This window comes from Stenomitos rutilans, assembly GCF_059505485.1.
Map to the genome: position 1 here is coordinate 227,824 of NZ_JCACKR010000116.1, position 19,036 is coordinate 246,859.

13 protein-coding genes are annotated in these 19,036 nt (G+C 52.5%); 9 read left to right on the top strand and 4 right to left on the bottom strand.

Features of this window, described 5'->3' with window-relative positions:
- Positions 1-10: 10 nt before the first annotated feature.
- Positions 11-1,324 carry a histidinol dehydrogenase gene (gene hisD / locus AC5JLP_RS24855; protein ID WP_496070518.1) on the bottom strand — a complete coding sequence of 438 codons (1,314 nt, stop codon included), beginning with the start codon at positions 1,322-1,324 and terminating at the stop codon, positions 11-13.
- Between the two features lie 222 nt (positions 1,325-1,546).
- On the opposite strand from hisD, the gene rpsT reads away from it, so the two are divergent.
- The 7 genes from rpsT (at position 1,547) to AC5JLP_RS24890 (ending at position 14,096) form a co-directional block, all read left to right on the top strand.
- Positions 1,547-1,849 (top strand): 30S ribosomal protein S20, encoded by a 303-nt coding sequence (gene rpsT, locus AC5JLP_RS24860; RefSeq protein ID WP_496070519.1) that lies wholly within the window; start codon positions 1,547-1,549, stop codon positions 1,847-1,849.
- An 80-nt stretch (positions 1,850-1,929) separates the two neighbouring features.
- Positions 1,930-2,736, top strand: coding sequence for a TatD family hydrolase (locus tag AC5JLP_RS24865; RefSeq protein ID WP_496070520.1), 807 nt, complete (start codon positions 1,930-1,932; stop codon positions 2,734-2,736).
- A gap of 463 nt (positions 2,737-3,199) precedes the next feature.
- Positions 3,200-6,499 (top strand): DNA-directed RNA polymerase subunit beta, encoded by a 3,300-nt coding sequence (gene rpoB / locus AC5JLP_RS24870; protein WP_496070521.1) that lies wholly within the window; start codon positions 3,200-3,202, stop codon positions 6,497-6,499.
- A 127-nt stretch (positions 6,500-6,626) separates the two neighbouring features.
- Positions 6,627-8,501, top strand: a complete 1,875-nt coding sequence (locus AC5JLP_RS24875) for a DNA-directed RNA polymerase subunit gamma (RefSeq protein ID WP_496070522.1) — start codon at positions 6,627-6,629, stop codon at positions 8,499-8,501.
- Between the two features lie 89 nt (positions 8,502-8,590).
- Positions 8,591-12,583: a DNA-directed RNA polymerase subunit beta' gene (locus AC5JLP_RS24880; protein WP_496070523.1), complete on the top strand. Its 3,993-nt coding sequence runs from the start codon at positions 8,591-8,593 to the stop codon at positions 12,581-12,583.
- Between the two features lie 113 nt (positions 12,584-12,696).
- Complete coding sequence (locus tag AC5JLP_RS24885; protein WP_496070524.1) at positions 12,697-13,740, top strand: N-acetyltransferase DgcN family protein; 1,044 nt, start codon at positions 12,697-12,699, stop codon at positions 13,738-13,740.
- Complete coding sequence (locus AC5JLP_RS24890; RefSeq protein WP_496070525.1) at positions 13,737-14,096, top strand: S-adenosylmethionine decarboxylase family protein; 360 nt, start codon at positions 13,737-13,739, stop codon at positions 14,094-14,096. Before AC5JLP_RS24885 ends, AC5JLP_RS24890 begins: the two co-directional genes overlap by 4 nt.
- A 95-nt stretch (positions 14,097-14,191) precedes the next feature.
- Here the strand turns inward: AC5JLP_RS24890 and AC5JLP_RS24895 are convergent, their stop codons facing one another.
- Positions 14,192-14,812, bottom strand: coding sequence for a chromophore lyase CpcT/CpeT (locus tag AC5JLP_RS24895; protein ID WP_496070526.1), 621 nt, complete (start codon positions 14,810-14,812; stop codon positions 14,192-14,194).
- A gap of 10 nt (positions 14,813-14,822) precedes the next feature.
- On the bottom strand, positions 14,823-15,257 hold the full coding sequence (locus tag AC5JLP_RS24900) for a Fur family transcriptional regulator (RefSeq protein ID WP_496070527.1): 435 nt from the start codon (positions 15,255-15,257) through the stop codon (positions 14,823-14,825).
- Positions 15,258-15,837: 580 nt separating this feature from the next.
- On the opposite strand from AC5JLP_RS24900, the gene AC5JLP_RS24905 reads away from it, so the two are divergent.
- A complete protein-coding gene (locus AC5JLP_RS24905) occupies positions 15,838-16,464 on the top strand; it encodes a thylakoid membrane photosystem I accumulation factor (RefSeq protein ID WP_496070528.1) in 627 nt (208 codons plus the stop codon).
- Between the two features lie 120 nt (positions 16,465-16,584).
- A complete protein-coding gene (locus AC5JLP_RS24910) occupies positions 16,585-17,073 on the top strand; it encodes a DUF1643 domain-containing protein (RefSeq protein WP_496070529.1) in 489 nt (162 codons plus the stop codon).
- Here the strand turns inward: AC5JLP_RS24910 and AC5JLP_RS24915 are convergent.
- Positions 17,055-18,887: a DUF3352 domain-containing protein gene (locus AC5JLP_RS24915; protein WP_496070530.1), complete on the bottom strand. Its 1,833-nt coding sequence runs from the start codon at positions 18,885-18,887 to the stop codon at positions 17,055-17,057. The genes AC5JLP_RS24910 and AC5JLP_RS24915 overlap by 19 nt on opposite strands.
- Between the last annotated feature and the right edge of the window lie 149 nt (positions 18,888-19,036).

The following is a 19,036-nucleotide window of genomic DNA, read 5'->3' on the forward strand; positions in this document are numbered from 1 at the left end:
TCAACTAGCGCTAAACGTCTGGGTTAAGATTACCCCGCATCCGGTAGCGGACAGAGGCCGCATGAGAATGCAACCCTTCTGCACTAGCAAGAACATCGATCGCGCCTGCCACTTTTTGTAACGCTGTCTGGGAATATTGCACAAGGCTTGAGTGCTTCATAAAGGTTTCAACACTCAGGGCCGATGCATAGCGTGCCGAGCCGGACGTTGGCAAAGTATGGTTTGGTCCTGCCAAATAGTCTCCCACCGCTTCAGGTGTAGAGCAGCCTAGGAAGATTGCACCTGCATGACGAATCTTTTCCAGCAAGCCCCAGGGATCGGCAATTTCAAGCTCTAAGTGTTCGGGCGCAAACTCGTTAGACAGTTCCGCCGCATCAGCCAGCGATTCCACGACCACGACAAGCCCGTAGTGCGCGATCGCCTTCTCAGTCAGCAGCCGTCGCGGGTGGTCAATCAACTGGCGTTCCACTTCGTCAACCACTTTGCGCGCTAGCACGGAATCATCAGTCAACAAGATAGCTGCCGCCATTTGGTCATGTTCTGCCTGCGCCAGCATATCAGCCGCGACGTGTGATGGATTTGCCGCCTTGTCTGCAATAATCAGCACTTCCGATGGCCCAGCTAGGGAATCGATCCCCACAGTGCCATAAACTAGCTTTTTGGCAAGCGTGACGTAAATATTGCCGGGGCCTGTGATTACATCCACTTTCGGAATAGTTTCCGTTCCGTAAGCAAGCGACGCGATCGCCTGTGCGCCACCCACGCGATAGATTTCTTCAACCCCAGCTTCTTGTGCCGCGACCAGCACGGCTGGGTGAATCGTTTTCTCAGCACTCGGCGGCGTCACCATCACAATTCGAGGGACGTTTGCCACCTTTGCTGGTATCGCGTTCATCAAAACGGTGCTAGGGTAAGCAGCCTGCCCACCAGGTACATAAAGCCCTGCACAGTCAACCGGGGTGTAACGCTTGCCCAGCACCACCTCATCCTCTTCAAACTGCACCCAACTTTTAGGTATGCGTTGACGATGAAAGGCTTCAACTCTGCGACAAGCGAGCCGAATCGCATCCAATAGGTCTTTAGACACCTGCTGATAGGCGGCATCAAGTTCAGACCCGCTAACGCGCAGTTCGTCAGGCTTAAGGGTAAGCCGATCGAATTCGGCAGTATAATGCAGTACGGCCCGGTCACCCTGGCGCTTCACAGCCTGAAGCACTTCTCGTACCGTCGCTTCTTTGTGAACGACCTGATCATCGTGGATGCGATCGCAGATCCGTCGCAATTCAGTTCGTGCCTCAGCCCGCTGAGTGATGATTCGCAGCATGGAGTAGGGGTGCCAGACTTAAGAGATTGCCTTGTGAAAACAGAGGCCAATCGGCATCTCGGAAAAGGATGGATGATCGATGCATCTGTATTCGCTACTCTAGCTTAACCTGTATTTTTTGGGGATCACGCTATCCTGAAAAGGAGATGCTATAGTTATTTGTCTAGCGTTTGATACGCTTGCGTCATTTATATTCAATAGAAGGGTTTTCGGGATTTAACTGTGGCTAATATTAAGTCTGCCATTAAGCGCGTTGAAATCGCTGAGCGCAATCGCCTGCGTAATAAAAGCTATAAGTCAGCCGTGAAGACGCTGACGAAGAAATATCTTGCCGCAGTGAGTAAGTATGCAGCCAGTCCTACCTCTGAATTAGAGCAAGAGGTGCAAAAGACACAGGCAGCGGCTTACAGCAAGATCGATAAGGCCGTTAAGCGCGGTGCGTTGCATTCAAATACAGGTGCTCGCAAAAAGTCGCTCATTGCGCGTGCACTGAGAAAGCATGAGCCAGCTCGGTCAGCTTCTTGAAGATTAGGTTCTCGGTGTCAATGGCATCTGCCGATTCTCGGCTGTTGTCCTTTCTTTAGTCACCTCCTGATTTACGTTTCATGCAGTTGATTGATACTCATGTACACATTAACTTCGACTCTTTTCAGCCGGATCTAGATGCGGTTGCATCTCGCTGGCGTTCGGTGGGAGTTGCTCGTCTGGTACATTCGTGCGTCGAGCCGTCAGAATTTCCGGTGATTCAGTCGCTAGCCGATCGCTTTCCAGAGCTTTTCTTTGCGGTTGGGCTTCATCCATTGGACGTTGAGGAGAAGTGGACGGGTGCCTCTACCGCTGAAATTTTAGCGTTGGCCCAGTCCGATCGACGGGTGGTGGCAATTGGTGAGACGGGCTTAGATTTTTTCAAGGCGAGCAATGTTGAGCAGCAACGGGCCGCTTTTGAGGCCCAATTGAAGATTGCTCAGCAGTTGCATCTTCCGGTCATCATCCACTGTCGAGAGGCCGCTGAGCCGATGGCGGTGCTTCTGAAAAGCTTTTGGAACCAGCACGGTGCTGTCAGCGGGGTGATGCACTGCTGGGGAGGGACGCCTGAAGAAACGCAATGGTTTCTTGATCTGGGCTTTTTGATTAGCTTCAGCGGTACGGTCACGTTTCCGAAAGCGACGCAAATTCATCAAGCGGCCCAAATGGTGCCCAGCGATCGCTTGCTCATTGAGACAGATTGCCCCTTCTTAGCTCCTGTGCCTCAACGGGGTAAGCGCAATGAGCCTGCTTACGTTCAGCACGTGGCAGCGCACGTGGCCCAGCTACGGGGAGTGCCTTTAGAGGCGTTGGCGGCGCAAACGACTCAAAATGCTTGTCGGCTGTTTGGCCTGCCATTGCCCGATCCGGTCGCTGCGGGTGGCTAGCTCACGATATCAGTTCCGCCTGCTGGAGCGGAGCTTTGCAGAATTCGTCATGGCACTGTTGACTGGGTTTAAAAATTTTGCTATTGCTTACCACACAAAACAAGGTTCTCTGCGCCATAATGAATGAGGGTTTGTATATTGAATTCGTGACTTGCCTTACCCGCTTAAAATCTTTCCGCTCTCCAATGCATCGGTTCTTCTGTCGGAGCAACCACGTGTGAACGGGTACTCCTCGGTTGATCGTCTGAAAAGTCTAGTGCTTGAAACCTTTAATGAATGATGCACAAACCGCGTCTATTGCTTACCCATCATTGGAGATTCCTCTGAACTGCCAACTGTCTATTTAATTGAATACGCTGTCTCTTGGGTTCTTGTTGGAATCCAGGCATTTTGTATTGACGTTTTTGTACAAACCACGTAAAATCTGGGATTCGCGCTGGGCGTGACCCCTTCGAGGAGACGCATGACTGAGCAGACCTATACCCCCCCCGCCTTTACGTTACCAGACCTGGTTGAAATTCAGCGGGCTAGCTTCCGTTGGTTTCTAGAAGAAGGATTGATCGAAGAACTCGATAGCTTTTCTCCCATTACAGACTACACGGGTAAGCTGGAACTTCACTTCCTGGGCAAAGACTATAAGCTGAAACGTCCCAAGTATGACGTGGATGAGGCGAAACGGCGGGACAGCACTTACGCGGTGCAGATGTATGTCCCCACTCGCCTGATCAATAAAGAGACGGGTGAAATTAAGGAACAGGAAGTATTCATTGGCGATTTGCCGCTGATGACCGATCGCGGCACCTTTATTATCAATGGTGCTGAGCGCGTGATCGTCAACCAGATCGTCCGCAGCCCTGGCGTGTACTACAAGTCAGAAACCGACAAGAATGGTCGTCGTACCTACAACGCCAGCCTGATTCCTAACCGGGGCGCTTGGTTGAAGTTTGAAACGGATAAAAACGACTTGGTGTGGGTGCGGATTGACAAAACGCGCAAGCTGTCAGCGCAAGTGTTGTTGAAAGCGCTTGGCCTAAGCGATGGCGAAATTTTTGATGCCCTGCGCCACCCTGAATACTTCCAGAAAACGATCGAGAAAGAAGGGCAGTTCGGCGAAGAAGAAGCGCTGATGGAGCTGTATCGTAAGCTGCGTCCCGGTGAGCCGCCAACGGTGTCGGGTGGTCAGCAGTTGCTCGATTCTCGCTTTTTCGATCCCAAGCGGTATGACCTGGGAAAGGTGGGTCGCTACAAGCTCAATAAAAAGCTGCGCCTGAATGTGCCAGAGCCGACCCGCGTGTTAACCCCGCAGGATATTTTGGCGGCGATCGACTATCTCATCAACCTGGAATTTGACATTGGCAGCATTGACGATATCGACCATCTGGGCAATCGTCGCGTGCGATCGGTGGGTGAATTGCTCCAGAACCAGGTGCGTGTGGGCCTTAACCGTTTAGAGCGCATCATTCGAGAGCGGATGACGGTTTCGGATGCTGAATCGCTCACCCCTGCATCGTTGGTGAACCCCAAGCCATTGGTAGCCGCGATTAAGGAATTCTTCGGATCCTCGCAGTTGTCTCAGTTCATGGATCAAACGAATCCACTGGCAGAGTTGACGCATAAGCGTCGCCTCAGCGCCCTTGGCCCCGGCGGTCTCACACGGGAACGTGCAGGCTTTGCCGTCCGAGATATTCATCCGTCTCACTACGGTCGCATTTGCCCGATCGAAACGCCAGAAGGCCCGAACGCAGGGTTGATTGGTTCTCTTGCAACTCATGCACGGGTGAATGCCTACGGCTTCATTGAAACGCCCTTCTACCCGGTAGAAAATGGGCGGGTCATTAAAGATCGCCCTCCTCTATATATGACGGCTGACGAAGAGGACGATCTGCGCGTGGCGGCAGGCGATGTCACGATGGATGAGGATGGCAACATTCTGGGTGAAACGGTGCCTGTGCGGTATCGTCAAGAGTTCACGACCACCACACGGGATGAAGTGGATTATGTCGCGGTTTCACCTGTGCAGATCATTTCGGTGGCAACCTCGTTGATTCCGTTCTTGGAGCACGATGATGCAAACCGGGCGCTCATGGGTTCAAACATGCAGCGTCAAGCAGTACCCCTCTTGCGTCCTGAGCGTCCTCTAGTGGGTACCGGCTTAGAAGCACAGGCCGCGCGTGACTCTGGGATGGTGATTGTGAGCCGTACCGATGGCGAAGTGACCTATGTGTCTGCCGATCGCCTGCGGGTTAAGAGTCCTGAAGGTCGAGAAATTGAGTATCAACTGCAAAAGTATCAGCGTTCTAACCAGGACACCTGCTTGAACCAACGCCCGATCGTCTTTGTGGGCGACAAAGTGGTGACAGGTCAGGTCTTGGCGGATGGCTCGGCGACCGAGAAGGGCGAATTGGCACTGGGACAAAATATTCTGGTCGCTTATATGCCCTGGGAAGGCTACAACTATGAAGATGCCATCCTGATTTGCGAACGACTGGTTTCTAACGATACGTACACCTCAATCCACATCGAAAAATTTGAGATTGAGGCACGCCAAACCAAGCTTGGCCCCGAAGAAATCACCCGTGAAATACCCAACGTTGGTGAAGATTCTCTCCGTCAGTTGGATGAAACGGGGATTATTCGCATCGGGGCTTGGGTGGAAGCGGGTGACATCCTGGTGGGCAAGGTTACTCCTAAAGGGGAATCAGACCAGCCACCGGAAGAAAAACTGCTGCGTGCCATCTTCGGCGAGAAAGCCAGAGACGTGCGCGATAACTCTTTGCGCGTGCCGAACGGTGAGAAAGGTCGCGTCGTGGATGTGCGTGTCTTTACGCGTGAGCAAGGGGATGAACTGCCACCCGGAGCCAATATGGTTGTGCGCGTTTACGTGGCACAGAAGCGCAAGATTCAGGTTGGCGACAAAATGGCAGGTCGTCACGGCAATAAGGGCATTATTTCCCGCATTCTACCCACTGAAGACATGCCGTATCTCCCCGATGGTACACCCGTCGATATTGTGCTGAATCCTCTCGGTGTGCCGTCTCGGATGAATGTGGGCCAGGTCTACGAGTGCTTACTGGGATGGGCTGGTGAAAATCTGGATGTCCGGTTTAAGGTCGTTCCGTTCGACGAAATGCACGGTGAGGAAAAATCGCGCGAAACCGTTCACGGCAAGCTGAATGAGGCCAGTGAGATTCTGGCGAAAGACTGGCTGTTTGAACCAGACAATGCTGGTAAGACGCTGGTTTATGACGGACGTACAGGCGAAGCCTTCGATCGCCCAATTACAGTGGGCAAAGCCTACATGCTGAAGCTGGTGCACTTGGTGGATGACAAGATCCATGCCCGTTCGACAGGCCCTTACTCATTGGTGACGCAGCAACCTCTCGGTGGTAAAGCACAGCAGGGTGGTCAGCGCTTTGGTGAGATGGAAGTATGGGCACTGGAAGCCTTTGGTGCGGCCTATACCTTGCAAGAACTGTTGACCGTTAAATCGGATGACATGCAGGGTCGCAACGAAGCGCTGAATGCGATCGTCAAAGGCAAAGCGATTCCCCGACCCGGTACGCCTGAGTCCTTTAAGGTGCTGATGCGGGAACTGCAATCGCTCTGTCTCGACGTGGCGGTGCATAAGCTCGATACTCGCGAAGACGGTACCAGCCGTGACAGCGAAGTAGATCTAATGGCAGATGTCAGCAGCCGACGTGCGCCTTCTCGACCTACCTATGAATCGATCTCCAGAGATGAGATGGATGAGAGTGACGAATAGTAACTAGGGTATTGGGGACAGGGTATCGGGTACATGTACACAGGTTTCCCGTTACCCCCCAACCCCTATACTCGTTCTCCCGTATGCGTAAAATTTTTGCCGCCACAGTTAAAGAGGGAAAGACACGATGCCAAAACTAGAGCAGCGGTTTGACTACGTGAAGATTGGTCTGGCATCTCCAGAGCGAATTCGTCAGTGGGGCGAACGCACCTTGCCGAATGGACAAGTGGTCGGTGAAGTGACCAAGCCGGAAACGATTAACTACCGCACGCTAAAGCCTGAAATGGATGGCTTGTTCTGCGAACGCATTTTTGGCCCTGCAAAGGACTGGGAATGCCACTGCGGGAAGTATAAGCGGGTACGTCATCGGGGCATTGTCTGCGAACGTTGTGGTGTCGAAGTCACTGAATCGCGCGTGCGACGGCATCGCATGGGCTATATCAAGCTGGCGGCTCCAGTGGCCCACGTTTGGTACCTCAAAGGCATCCCCAGCTACATGGCAATTTTGCTGGATATGCCGTTGCGAGACGTGGAGCAAATTGTTTACTTCAATGCCTACGTGGTGCTAGATCCCGGTAACGCCGAGAACTTGACCTACAAGCAACTGCTGACGGAAGACCAGTGGATTGAGATTGAGGACGAGCTATATAGCGAAGACTCAAAGTTATCAGGTATTGAAGTCGGTATTGGTGCTGAAGCCTTGCAACGATTGCTTCAAGACCTTGATCTCGAAAAAGTCGCTGAACAACTTCGGGAAGAAATTGCGACATCCAAGGGGCAGAAGCGGGCCAAGCTCATTAAGCGCCTGCGGGTGATCGATAACTTCATTGCCACGGGTTCCCAGCCCGATTGGATGGTGCTGTCGGTTATTCCAGTCATTCCGCCGGATCTTCGCCCAATGGTGCAGTTGGACGGTGGACGGTTTGCGACCTCTGACTTGAATGATTTGTATCGTCGAGTGATTAACCGCAACAACCGTTTGGCCCGCTTGCAGGAAATTCTGGCTCCTGAAATTATTGTTCGGAATGAGAAGCGGATGCTGCAAGAGGCGGTAGATGCGCTGATTGATAACGGTCGTCGGGGGCGTACCGTTGTGGGTGCGAACAATCGTCCGTTGAAATCTCTGTCTGACATTATTGAAGGAAAGCAGGGGCGGTTTCGCCAGAACTTGTTGGGTAAGCGGGTAGATTACTCTGGCCGATCGGTCATTGTGGTCGGTCCCAAGCTGAAAATCCATCAGTGCGGGTTGCCCAGAGAAATGGCGATCGAACTCTTCCAACCCTTTGTGATCCATCGGCTCATTCGTCAGGGTCTGGTGAACAACATCAAGGCGGCGAAGAAGTTGATTCAACGGAATGATCCAACCGTTTGGGATGTGCTGGAAGAAGTGATTGACGGGCATCCCGTTCTGCTCAACCGGGCACCCACGCTGCACCGTTTGGGGATTCAAGCCTTCGAGCCGATCCTCGTTGAGGGTCGTGCAATTCAGCTTCATCCTCTGGTTTGCCCAGCCTTTAACGCAGACTTTGACGGCGACCAGATGGCTGTACACGTGCCGCTGTCGATCGAATCGCAGGCAGAAGCTCGCTTACTCATGCTTGCCTCTAATAACATTCTGTCGCCTGCCACAGGTCGTCCGATTATTACGCCTAGCCAGGATATGGTGTTGGGCTGCTACTATCTGACGGCAGAAAACCCAGGTGCAAGCAAAGGGACGTATCGCTACTTCTCCAGCTTAGATGACGCGATTACGGCTTACGAACAGAAACAAGTCGAGATTCATGATCACGTCTGGGTGCGCTTTGATGGTGATGTTGAGACAGATGAAGCCGATACAGACATCGTTGAAGAGCTGAAAGCTGAGGATGGTGCGGTAACCAAGATCTACAAATTCCGCCGATCGCGCTACGACGCAGATGGCAATTTGATTTCTCAGTACATTCAAACCACGCCAGGACGGATCATCTACAACAAAGCGATCCAGGATGCTTTGGCAGTTTAGGGCAGTTATAGATTAGCGACGTTGGAGTTGAGCGGTGATGCCGACAATGCTCTAGCGTCTGAACTTCATTCATGGGAGCGGGGTAACTCATGGTAGAGCAAAATAACCAACCAGTGTTTCGTAATCGTGTGGTGGATAAAGGGCAGCTCAGAAAGTTGATCTCCTGGGCATTTACCACACACGGATCGGCTCGTACAGCTCAGATGGCAGATTTGCTGAAGGATCTGGGGTTCCGCTATGCCACCAGAGCAGGGGTTTCCATTAGTGTGGATGACTTGCAAATACCTCCGACCAAGCGCAAACTGCTGGATGCTGCTGAAGAAACGATTCGAGCAACGGAAGAACGCTACACTCGCGGCGAAATTACTGAAGTTGAGCGGTTTCAAAAAGTTATTGATACCTGGAATGGTGCCAGTGAAGAGTTGAAAGACGAGGTGGTACGCCACTTTCGATCCAATAATCCTCTCAACTCGGTTTATATGATGGCCTTCTCAGGGGCACGGGGGAATATCTCCCAGGTGCGTCAGTTGGTAGGGATGCGGGGCTTGATGGCCGATCCTCAGGGTGAAATTATTGACTTGCCCATTAAAACCAACTTCCGTGAAGGGCTGACGGTGACGGAGTATATCATCTCGTCTTACGGTGCACGTAAGGGTCTGGTAGACACAGCACTCCGAACGGCAGACTCTGGCTATCTGACTCGCCGTCTGGTAGACGTTTCTCAGGATGTCATCATTCGCGAACTGGATTGCGGCACTCAACGCGGCATTCCGGTACGAAGCATGATGGACGGCGATCGCGTCCTTATTCCCTTAAAAAATCGCCTGTTGGGTCGGGTGGCAGCCGAAGCTATGGTCGATCCAGTCACGGGTGATGTCATCGTGGCGCGAAATGAGGCGATTACGGATGACCTGGCTGAGCGAATCGGCAAGGCAAAGCTTGAAGAAGTAATGGTGCGATCGCCGCTAACCTGCGAAGCGACGCGATCGGTCTGTCAGCACTGCTATGGCTGGAGTTTGGCCCACGCCCATATGGTCGATATCGGGGAAGCGGTAGGGATTATCGCGGCTCAGTCGATCGGTGAACCGGGCACTCAGCTCACCATGCGGACGTTCCACACGGGTGGCGTATTCACAGGTGAGATGGCGCGGCAAGAAAAAGCTCAGTTTGACGGCACGCTGAAGTTTCCGAAGAAACTGCGGACTCGCCCCTATCGTACCCGCCACGGGGAAGATGCCTACACCGTTGAGTCAGTTGACGCAAACTCAAAGCTGACGCTCGACTCGAAGGATGGTCGTCAGCAGTCCTTCTCTGTGCTACAGGGCGCAACGCTCCTGGTGAAGGATGGTCAAAAGGTGAAAGAAGGCCAGATTCTGGCAGAAGTGCCACTGACCGGACGCGCGCGCAAGACCACTGAGAAAGCGGCTAAAGACGTAGCTTCTGATATGGCAGGGGAAGTGCGCTTTGCCGACCTGGTACCAGAAGAGAAAAAAGACCGTCAGGGGAACACGACCCGCATCGCACAACGCGGTGGTCTGGTCTGGATTCGATCAGGTGAAGTGTACAACCTGCCCCCTGGGGCCGAGCCAGTCGTCAAGAACGGCGATCGCATTGATGCCAACGGAGTCATTGCGGAAACGAAGCTGGTGACGGAACACGGCGGAGTGGTGCGTCTCCCTGCTGATGCCGATGGTAAAGGCGGACGGGAAGTGGAAATTATCACGGCATCCGTCCTACTGGATGAAGCTAAAGTACGGGCTGAAAGCTACCAGGGACGCGATCACTACCTGATTGAGACCCAGCACAATCAGCTTTTCTCGCTCAAAGCAACTCCCGGCACCAAAGTGACCAACAACCAGGTGGTTGCGGAGCTAATCGATGACCATTATCGGACGCAGACAGGCGGCATTATCAAATACTCTGGGGTCGAAGTTGCCAAGCGCGGCAAGGCAAAGCAAGGATACGAAGTAGTGAAAGGCGGCACACTGCTGTGGATTCCTGAAGAGGCTCACGAAGTCAACAAGGACATCTCACTGCTGATGGTGGAAGACGGACAGTACGTCGAAGCGGGTACCGAAGTTGTTAAAGACATCTTCTGCCAAAGCAATGGGGTTGTTGAAGTTACTCAGAAAAACGACATTTTGCGTGAAATCGTGATTAAACCAGGCGATCTGCATATGGTGGATAACCTGGATGACCTCATCACGAAAGAAAGCATCTTGGTAAATCCCGGTCAGACGGTGATGGCAGGGCTAACCGTAGACGAACTGCGCTACGCCGAATACGTTGAAACCCCTGAAGGGCCAGCGATGTTGCTGCGTCCAGTGACTGAATTTGCGGTGCCAGATGAGCCTTCAGTGCCCAGTCAGGACTCGACCAACGAGGAATCGGGGCGATCGATCCGCCTGCGGGCCGTGCAACGCCTACCTTACAAAGATGGCGAGCGCGTCAAATCCGTGGAAGGGTTGGAACTGCTGAAGATCCAGCTTGTGCTGGAGATTGGGCAAGATACCCCTCAACTGGCGGCTGATATTGAGTTGGTGCCAGACGAAACTGACCCTGAAACGATGCGGCTCCAACTGGTGATTCTCGAATCACTGGTAATCCGTCGAGACATTGCGGCTGATCCCACCCAGGGGCCAACGCGAACTCGTGTTCTGGTCAAAGATAGTGATCAAATTGCACCGGGTGCTGTGGTGGCTCGGACGGAAATTCTCTGTAAAGAAGCGGGTGAAGTGCAGGGGATTCGAGAAGCGGCTGAAGCCATTCGTCGGATTCTTGTCGTCCGCGCTGCGGATATGTTGACTGTGACAACCAAAGGCAAAGCACCAACGGTAAATGTTGGCGATCTGCTAGTGGCGGGATCTGAGATTGCTTCTGGGGTCACCTTACAAGAGTCTGGTCAGGTTGTAAGCGTTGGCAATGCTGAGGTCACGCTTCGGCATGCCCGTCCGTATCGAGTCTCGCCTGGAGCGGTGCTGCACATTGACGATGGCGATCTGGTGCAACGGGGTGACAACCTGGTGATTCTGGTGTTTGAGCGCACAAAGACAGGGGATATCATCCAGGGTCTACCTCGGATTGAAGAACTACTTGAAGCGCGTAAACCGAAAGAAGCCTGTGTACTGGCAGCGCGACCTGGAACGGCTCAGGTGGTATACGGCGATGATGATTCGGTAAAAGTCAAGGTGATTGAAACCGATGGCGTGATTGCTGAGTACCTCATTGGGCCGGGACAAAACGTGATTGTTTCCGACGGGCAGGAAGTGCTGGCGGCGGAACCCCTGACCGATGGCCCCGCTAACCCCCACGAAATTTTGGAGGTCTTCTTCAAATACAGGCGGGAAACCGATGGGGTGCATGATGCGGCTCTGGTGAGCTTGCAGATGGTGCAAACCTTCCTGGTGAATGAAGTGCAGTCGGTGTATCAGTCTCAAGGGGTTGATATTTCGGACAAGCATATCGAGGTGGTGGTACGCCAGATGACCTCTAAGGCACGGGTGGATGATGGCGGTGACACGACCATGCTTCCCGGTGAGTTAGTGGAGCTGTATCAGGTGGAGCAGGTCAACGAAGCAATGGCGATTACGGGTGGTGCGCCTGCCGAGTATACGCCAGTGCTGCTAGGTATCACGAAGGCATCGCTGAATACTGATAGCTTTATTTCGGCAGCCAGCTTCCAGGAAACCACACGGGTACTCACGGAAGCGGCGATCGAAGGTAAATCTGACTGGTTGCGCGGTCTGAAGGAAAACGTAATCATTGGACGCTTGATTCCCGCCGGAACTGGCTTCAATGCTTATGAAGAGCAGAGCAGTCCTGATATTGACCTGTCCTATGACGGCATTGGTGTCTTTGACGATGATGCTGATTTGAAGGATGTTGTACTGGACGATCGCACCGCTCGTTCCTACGGGCTAGACAGCTTTGACGAACGCCCCAGCTACACCTTTGACAACTTTGGTGTGGGTGCCGCTGATGCAGAGCCATTCTCGCCCATTCTCGAAGACGACGACCTCATCAGCGATGATGTGGATGATGTGGATGTCGATGATGTTGACATGGATATCGATGACGAATAACGCTTGAGTATCTTAAACACTTACAGGAATGCAGGGGCGCGGTTGACCGCGCCCCTGTGTCGTTTAAATTGAGTGATTAGGAACGCCATCAGAGAGCTAGCGGAGTAGAGTGCATGATCAGACCGAACGATCGAGTCGTAATTCTTTTGCATGAAGGTGTGAAAGGCACGCAGGGCAAAACGGGTTTGACGATGCTGCGGTATAGCGAAGCCAAGATTGTAGCGGTCATCGATCGCGCCACGGCTGGTGCATCAATTTCAGAGCTAACGGGCATTCCGCGAGATGTTCCGATCGTGGCATCAGTGGAGGAAGCCCTGGCGTACAAACCCGATGTGCTGGTGATTGGCATTGCGCTTCTGGGTGGTATTTTGCCTGCGGATTGGCAACGGAATGTGCAGCAGGCGATCGCGGCTGGACTGTCAATTGTGAACGGCTTACATACGCCTTTAAACCGTGATCCGACCCTTCAGTCACTGCTGAAGCCAGGACAATGGATTTGGGATGTGCGGCAAGAACCACCTGGTTTAAGCGTGGGTACGGGACAGGCTCGGTTACTGCCTTGCCTGCGAGTGCTAACAGTCGGTACTGATATGAACGTTGGCAAAATGTCTACCAGTCTAGAGCTTCACCGCGCCTCTCTGAAGCAGGGATTGCGATCGCAATTTCTTGCCTCCGGCCAGACAGGTATGATGATTTCGGGTAGCGGTATCCCACTGGATGCGATTCGCGTCGATTTTGCGGCAGGTGCGGTGGAACAATTGGTCATGCAGGCAGGCGACGATCGCGACATCTTGCACATCGAGGGGCAAGGTTCTCTGCTCCATCCGGCTTCGACGGCTACGCTGCCCTTAATACGCGGTAGTCAACCGACCCATCTTGTACTGGTGCATCGTGCGGGGCAAACCCATATTCGCAATGCCCCACATGTAGCAATTCCGCCCCTTCCTGGTGTCGTGCAACTTTATGAAACAGTCGCTGTGGCCGCAGGAGCCTTTGCCCCTGCACGGGTAGCCGCGATCGCTCTGAACACTGCTCACCTGCCCACGCATGAGGCGCAACAAGCGGTCGAGCAGGTGCAGCAGGACACCCAATTGCCCTGCACCGATCCAGTCCGGTTGGGTGCGAAGCTATTACTCGATGCCATTGTAAAGCCGTGATCCGATCGCACCATTTCTCAGCCATCCTACCGATCACAGAGGCGATCGCCCACAGCACCACGGACGATCTGCTGGCTTTGCTCAAGGACTGTGTTTTGGCAGCGGACTTAACGGCTGTAGCAGAGGCCACAGCAACGTTTTCGCCGCAGGGTGTTTCGGCTGTGCTGCTGTTAGAAGAGTCTCACGTCGCGCTGCATCTCTGGTTTGAATGCCGTCAGGCGACGGTGGATATTCACGTTTGTGATTATCATCAGGACAATCGCCTCAAGGCTGAAACACTGGCAGAGCAGCTAGCGATCGCGCTTTCAGGTAGCCGTGATCGCGTTCATTGGCACTCTTTAGAAGTGATGGGATAAGTCATAACATCCTTGAGCGAAACAGGTTTGATGGGAGTAAAAGCTGGCGACTGACCGCTTTGAAAGCGCATTGGTTTGTTTAGGGGCTGCAAAATCTATTGACTCTCACCGTCGATCGCCAACTCAGCCGCAAAATCTTGCCGCTTAGTGTAACGGTATGGGCCAAGTACGGCTCCCCAGGTTGCCTTCTGCGTCACGATGTCAATGCCCTTATCGTAGCTTTCAAAGGTATCAGGACTGGCTGCAAACCCAAGCTGCACCTGCGCTTTGTTGCCCTGGTAGGAGAAGAAGCATTGGCAATCTGGCATCGGTTGTGCGATGAAGCGATCGCCCCCAAACTGTGGGGTAATTTGCAGCAGACACCCCGGCAAGAACTCAATTTGCTCCAAAGTGATTGTGTTGAGAACGTCCGGCTTTAACCCTGCCCCTTTGACAGCCGATGGATCTTTAAAGGCATAATACTGCGCTTGTAGGGGTGCTTGAGAAGCATTGGTTTGCATCAGGCGAATGAGACGCTGACGATACGGCTGATCGGGATTGATAACATTTGCCTGCTCAGCAAAGAGGGTCAAACTATCTTCACGAAACAGTGGCACAGGCCGTTGCCACAAGCGTAGGTGAACAAACCAGACAGAGTCTGCGATCGCCTGTTCGCGGTTATCAAACTCACCCGCCATCCAGCGAGCCAACGTGACGAGAGTAGGGTTATGAGGCATGTTCCAGCTTTTACGTTTCTGGCATGTTGCGATAGCCGTAAAAGTCAATGTGGTAATCAGTAATACGCACGCCAGTTTGCTGCTCAATCTGCTGTAAGAGTGCTTCTGGTAGCTCAATGTGAACGTCTAAGATTTGGTCGGTGTCTAAACAGTTAACGTGGCTATGCGAATCACTAATGTTGCCATAGAGCCGTCCGTCTGAGCGCTCTACACATTCAATAATGCCATGCTCAGACAGCGCTTCAAGATTTTGATAAACCGATGTGTGACCAATCTCTTTACCCTGCCGATTGAGCCGATTGTAGATTTCTCTAGCTGCCAGGTGCTCTTTTTCTTGCCACAGCAACTCAAGAATAAAACGCCGTTGACGGCTCAACCGCATCCCCAGAGATTGACAACGTTCCAGCGCGTCCTCTAGAGATCGAATTGGTTTTATCGTTGCCACATCATTCTGCATATTGAACGCTCTCAGCTCACATACACGACCCCATTGCCTACATTCCGTCAGTTTCCAACTGTATCAAAGGTCTAGTTTGCTAAAGTGCCCGCATTCAAGAGCGACAGAACTTTAGAGTTCACACATAGTTACCGACTTTATAGCAATGATCCACAAAGCCTAAACTTCCAGCAACCTGACCCAGAATGACCCCTGTAAGCGTCGCTACATACAGTTGTATCATACCCTAACACAAACTCGCTACAACTTTGCTTTAGTTTGGAGTTGAGGCCGCTATCTGCGGTCAGCGGAGAAGTTTTGAGTTTTAAGTTTTGAGTTTTGAGTGGAAGAGCAGTCAGCTAACCCTTCGGGAAGCTAAGCTACAGCGGTCAGCGGTCAGCTTTCATCCCATTTCCATTTAATTGGGCGACAGATCAAGAACCTCAAAGAGTGATAGGACAGGGCTTCTGTAACTCAAAACTCAAAACTCAAAACTGGTATCACCTTCTGCCTTCTGCCCTCTCCCCTTTCCCTCTGTCCTCGCTTACTAGACAATAGAGAAAGAGATGTTATCGAAGTGCCAGGGTTTATGAGCGTTTTGCAATTCCATTGGTCAGGTTTGACGATCGCAGGGAGCCAAACGGTTGCTCGATGGCAGAAAGATTTAGACCGATTGCTGCGACGATCAGGGGGCATCCTGGTGATGGTAATCTGCCTGGTTTTACTGGGAGCATCGCCAGCGTTGGCAGGCTTGAAGGATGATCGATATGATGGCGAAATTTTCACCCTTTATGCTGGGAATGGTTCGCTGGTGCCACCGAAATTCACCTTAGGAGAGGCGTTAAAGCGCGATCGGCCAGCAATGCTAGTGCTGTATCTGGATGACAGTAGTGATTGCAAGGCTTATACAGCCGTTGTTTCGCAAGTGCAAGCCTATTACGGGAAAGCAGCCGATCTCTTACCTATACGGGTTGATAGCATCCCAACCAAGACTACTTATGCAGCTACAGAACCTGGGCATTACTACAAAGGGTTGGTACCGCAGACGATTTTATTCGATGCCACTGGCAAAGTGGTACTGGATGAGGCGGGCGTTGTTCCTTTCGAGACGCTAGATACAAAACTTCGTGAGGTCTTTGACTTGCTACCTCGAACGGAAACACTTGAGCTGAAACGCAGACAGGTGAATGAAGTGACGACAGAATTGGCGAGGTGAGAGGTAGGGAAGGCAGAGGGTAGAGGTTAGAAGGCAAAAGGTAAAAGGCAAAAGAGGGCATTTGGAGTGAGGCTTAACAATTGACAGGCAAGATCACAACTCTTTCTACTCAATCAACCCATGCAGACTGGGGCTGAGTTTGATGCGACTGGGCACTACCGTTACTTGCTTTGGCGATCGTGGAATGAGCAGGCTGCCAGGGTGGGCTTTGTGATGCTTAATCCCAGTCGGGCCGATGCGGTTGTGAATGATCCAACGATTCGTCGTTGTCTGGGCTTTGCGCGATCGTGGGGCTTTGGGGCGCTAGACGTGGTTAATCTTTTTGCCTACTGCACGGCTCAACCCAAAGAACTGCGCCAAGTGGCCGATCCGGTTGGGCATGAGAACGATCGCTATTTGGCCCAATTGGCACAGCGAGTAGACCGGATTGTGCTGGCCTGGGGCAATGACGGCTGTTTACAGTCACGTGATCGCGCAGTAATGGCGTTGTGGAGCGATCGCACACCCGTTTACTGCCTAGGCATCACGAAGCGGGGACAACCGCAGCACCCGCTTTACCTCCGACGTGATATCCAACTGATGCCGTGGCTTCAGTCTGTCTCTAGCTGAACGAACGCACCGCCACGCTGCACTCCAGACTGGCTGCCGTAGCTGCTGATGGTGAGCGATCGCAAGCGGTCAAAGAACGGCTTGCCTGCTAACTCAATGACTTTCACAACTGGGAATTGTTGTTCAAGAAGCGACTGGCTAGCAGCCCAATCCAGATACAGGTAGCCGTTGTTGGGCTGTAATAGAGAGTTGGTTGCCTGCTTGAAGGCGTCACGCTTTAACAGTGAACGATCGACCGCTTTGAGCGCACTGTCCATTGCAGCAACGGACGTTGTAAAGAGGTCATAGTTGCCAACCGATGCATGGACTCCTTGCACCTCGGCTTGAAGATTCAGTGGTTGGGAAGCGCGTTTGACCGCTGCTGTTAAACGTGTCCAGGCTGAAACGGTGCGATCGCCAAGGGTCAAGGGGCCAACGGTTAAGCCATGCTGTTGGGCGAGAACATCAAGCTGCGCGATCGCCTGTTGCCCTATTTCTGTCTGTGGACGTTGAGTCGCGAAGATCCATTCGGGACGCAGCAGACCATCAGCGCCAATTCTATCTGGAGGCAGCAGAGCCAGAGCATATTCACCTTTGACCCAGCTAAACACATCTGTGGTTAGGTTAACCTGCCAGCGAGTTTGCAGATCTTGTAGCGGCTGCTGAATGAGTTGAGAGGCCGTTTCATAGGGTGCCAGACCCTTTGTAAGTTGTGACCACTGCCGATCGAGGTCTTGCCCAGACGCAACCAGTGAACTGTTGATGGGGATGTATTGCAAAGCACCCACTGGTTGGGACAGAGATGGTAAAGCTGTTGCGGCTCCATCAGGGGAAAGTAAAGCTGTTTCAGCTATGAGTCCCTGCGGGCTAAGGGTAAAGCCAGCGATTAAAGCTTGCTTCAGCAAAGATGACTCATCATCCACGATCGTCGTCTGCACCACTTTTAGCAATTGGCCTGGGTTTTTCGTCGGAAACTCACGCTCTAAAAACTGAGTGAATTTGGGTACGTTGACGAACGTGAGTCCGATACGGGGTTGGGTTAGTGACTTGATCGCGCGCATAAAGAGCTTTGCTGGCTCAAGACTGAGGTCAGGAGCCTGAACGTTATTGATTGCCTCGCGTAGCACTTTTGGGTGGTTGGCAAACAGAATAAATCGATCGCCTACAGCAGCACTCGCTAACGTAGGCGTGGGAGCTACAGTAGCAGGTGGTTTTGGCGGTTCAAGCTGTAAACGATAGTTCGAGGGCTTAGGTTTACGTGGAGTCGCTTTAGAATCAAGCTCAATCGCTGGAGCGTTCGCCGCAATGATCTTCACCCCTTTGTATTGCTCAAAAACCAGATCGCTTCCTGCAATCGCCCGCTTCTGCCAGAACAATTCCAGGAACTCTCGCGATTTTTGCGGATCTTGGGTGGCGATCGCAGCCAGATATCCCGGCTGCTGACCATTCGCTGCATCATAATCCAGATCCAGGGCCGTTACAGCCAGCGTAATTTCTTGCCCTAGCCAGGGTTGAATATCTCGCTCGTACTCCATCCCTGTCGTTGCTAGCAGACTTTGCTTCAACTGGTTTAGCTCTTCTCGCATCTGACGGCGTTTTGCGAGTGGAGTTAATACTATTTGAGCCGTTTCTAGCTGATCAGGATTGATCAACAGCGACACCATAGCAGGGGCCTGCCTGGGTAGAAACAGCGCTGCACCAGGAATTGCTTGCAATTCGCCGTTTAACAGACGTGCAGGATTACTGGCAACTAACCAGTAGAAGCCGCCAGCACTGAGCAACAGCAACACCAAGACAACGACAGACAAAAAGAGAAAGAGCGAACGGAGCTTCATGAGATCACTGTTGCTAACAGGCAGGAGCGTAAAAACAGTCCAGCATCATTATCCTGTAGTGCGTGCATCTTCTCCGCGATCGAGCGACCGCGTTTCTCAGCGTCTTGGCCTTAAAGGATGAAGAACTGTTGGGCTGCTTTAGATCATCG

Bases quoted from the DNA above. Each gene is read 5' to 3' on its own strand.
- hisD (WP_496070518.1), bottom strand. From the start codon at position 1,324: ATGCTGCGAATCATCACTCAGCGGGCTGAGGCACGAACTGAATTGCGA.
- AC5JLP_RS24865 (WP_496070520.1), top strand. From the start codon at position 1,930: ATGCAGTTGATTGATACTCATGTACACATTAACTTCGACTCTTTTCAG.
- rpoB (WP_496070521.1), top strand. From the start codon at position 3,200: ATGACTGAGCAGACCTATACCCCCCCCGCCTTTACGTTACCAGACCTG.
- AC5JLP_RS24875 (WP_496070522.1), top strand. From the start codon at position 6,627: ATGCCAAAACTAGAGCAGCGGTTTGACTACGTGAAGATTGGTCTGGCA.
- AC5JLP_RS24880 (WP_496070523.1), top strand. From the start codon at position 8,591: ATGGTAGAGCAAAATAACCAACCAGTGTTTCGTAATCGTGTGGTGGAT.
- AC5JLP_RS24885 (WP_496070524.1), top strand. From the start codon at position 12,697: ATGATCAGACCGAACGATCGAGTCGTAATTCTTTTGCATGAAGGTGTG.
- AC5JLP_RS24895 (WP_496070526.1), bottom strand. From the start codon at position 14,812: ATGCCTCATAACCCTACTCTCGTCACGTTGGCTCGCTGGATGGCGGGT.
- AC5JLP_RS24905 (WP_496070528.1), top strand. From the start codon at position 15,838: ATGAGCGTTTTGCAATTCCATTGGTCAGGTTTGACGATCGCAGGGAGC.
- AC5JLP_RS24910 (WP_496070529.1), top strand. From the start codon at position 16,585: ATGCAGACTGGGGCTGAGTTTGATGCGACTGGGCACTACCGTTACTTG.
- AC5JLP_RS24915 (WP_496070530.1), bottom strand. From the start codon at position 18,887: ATGAAGCTCCGTTCGCTCTTTCTCTTTTTGTCTGTCGTTGTCTTGGTG.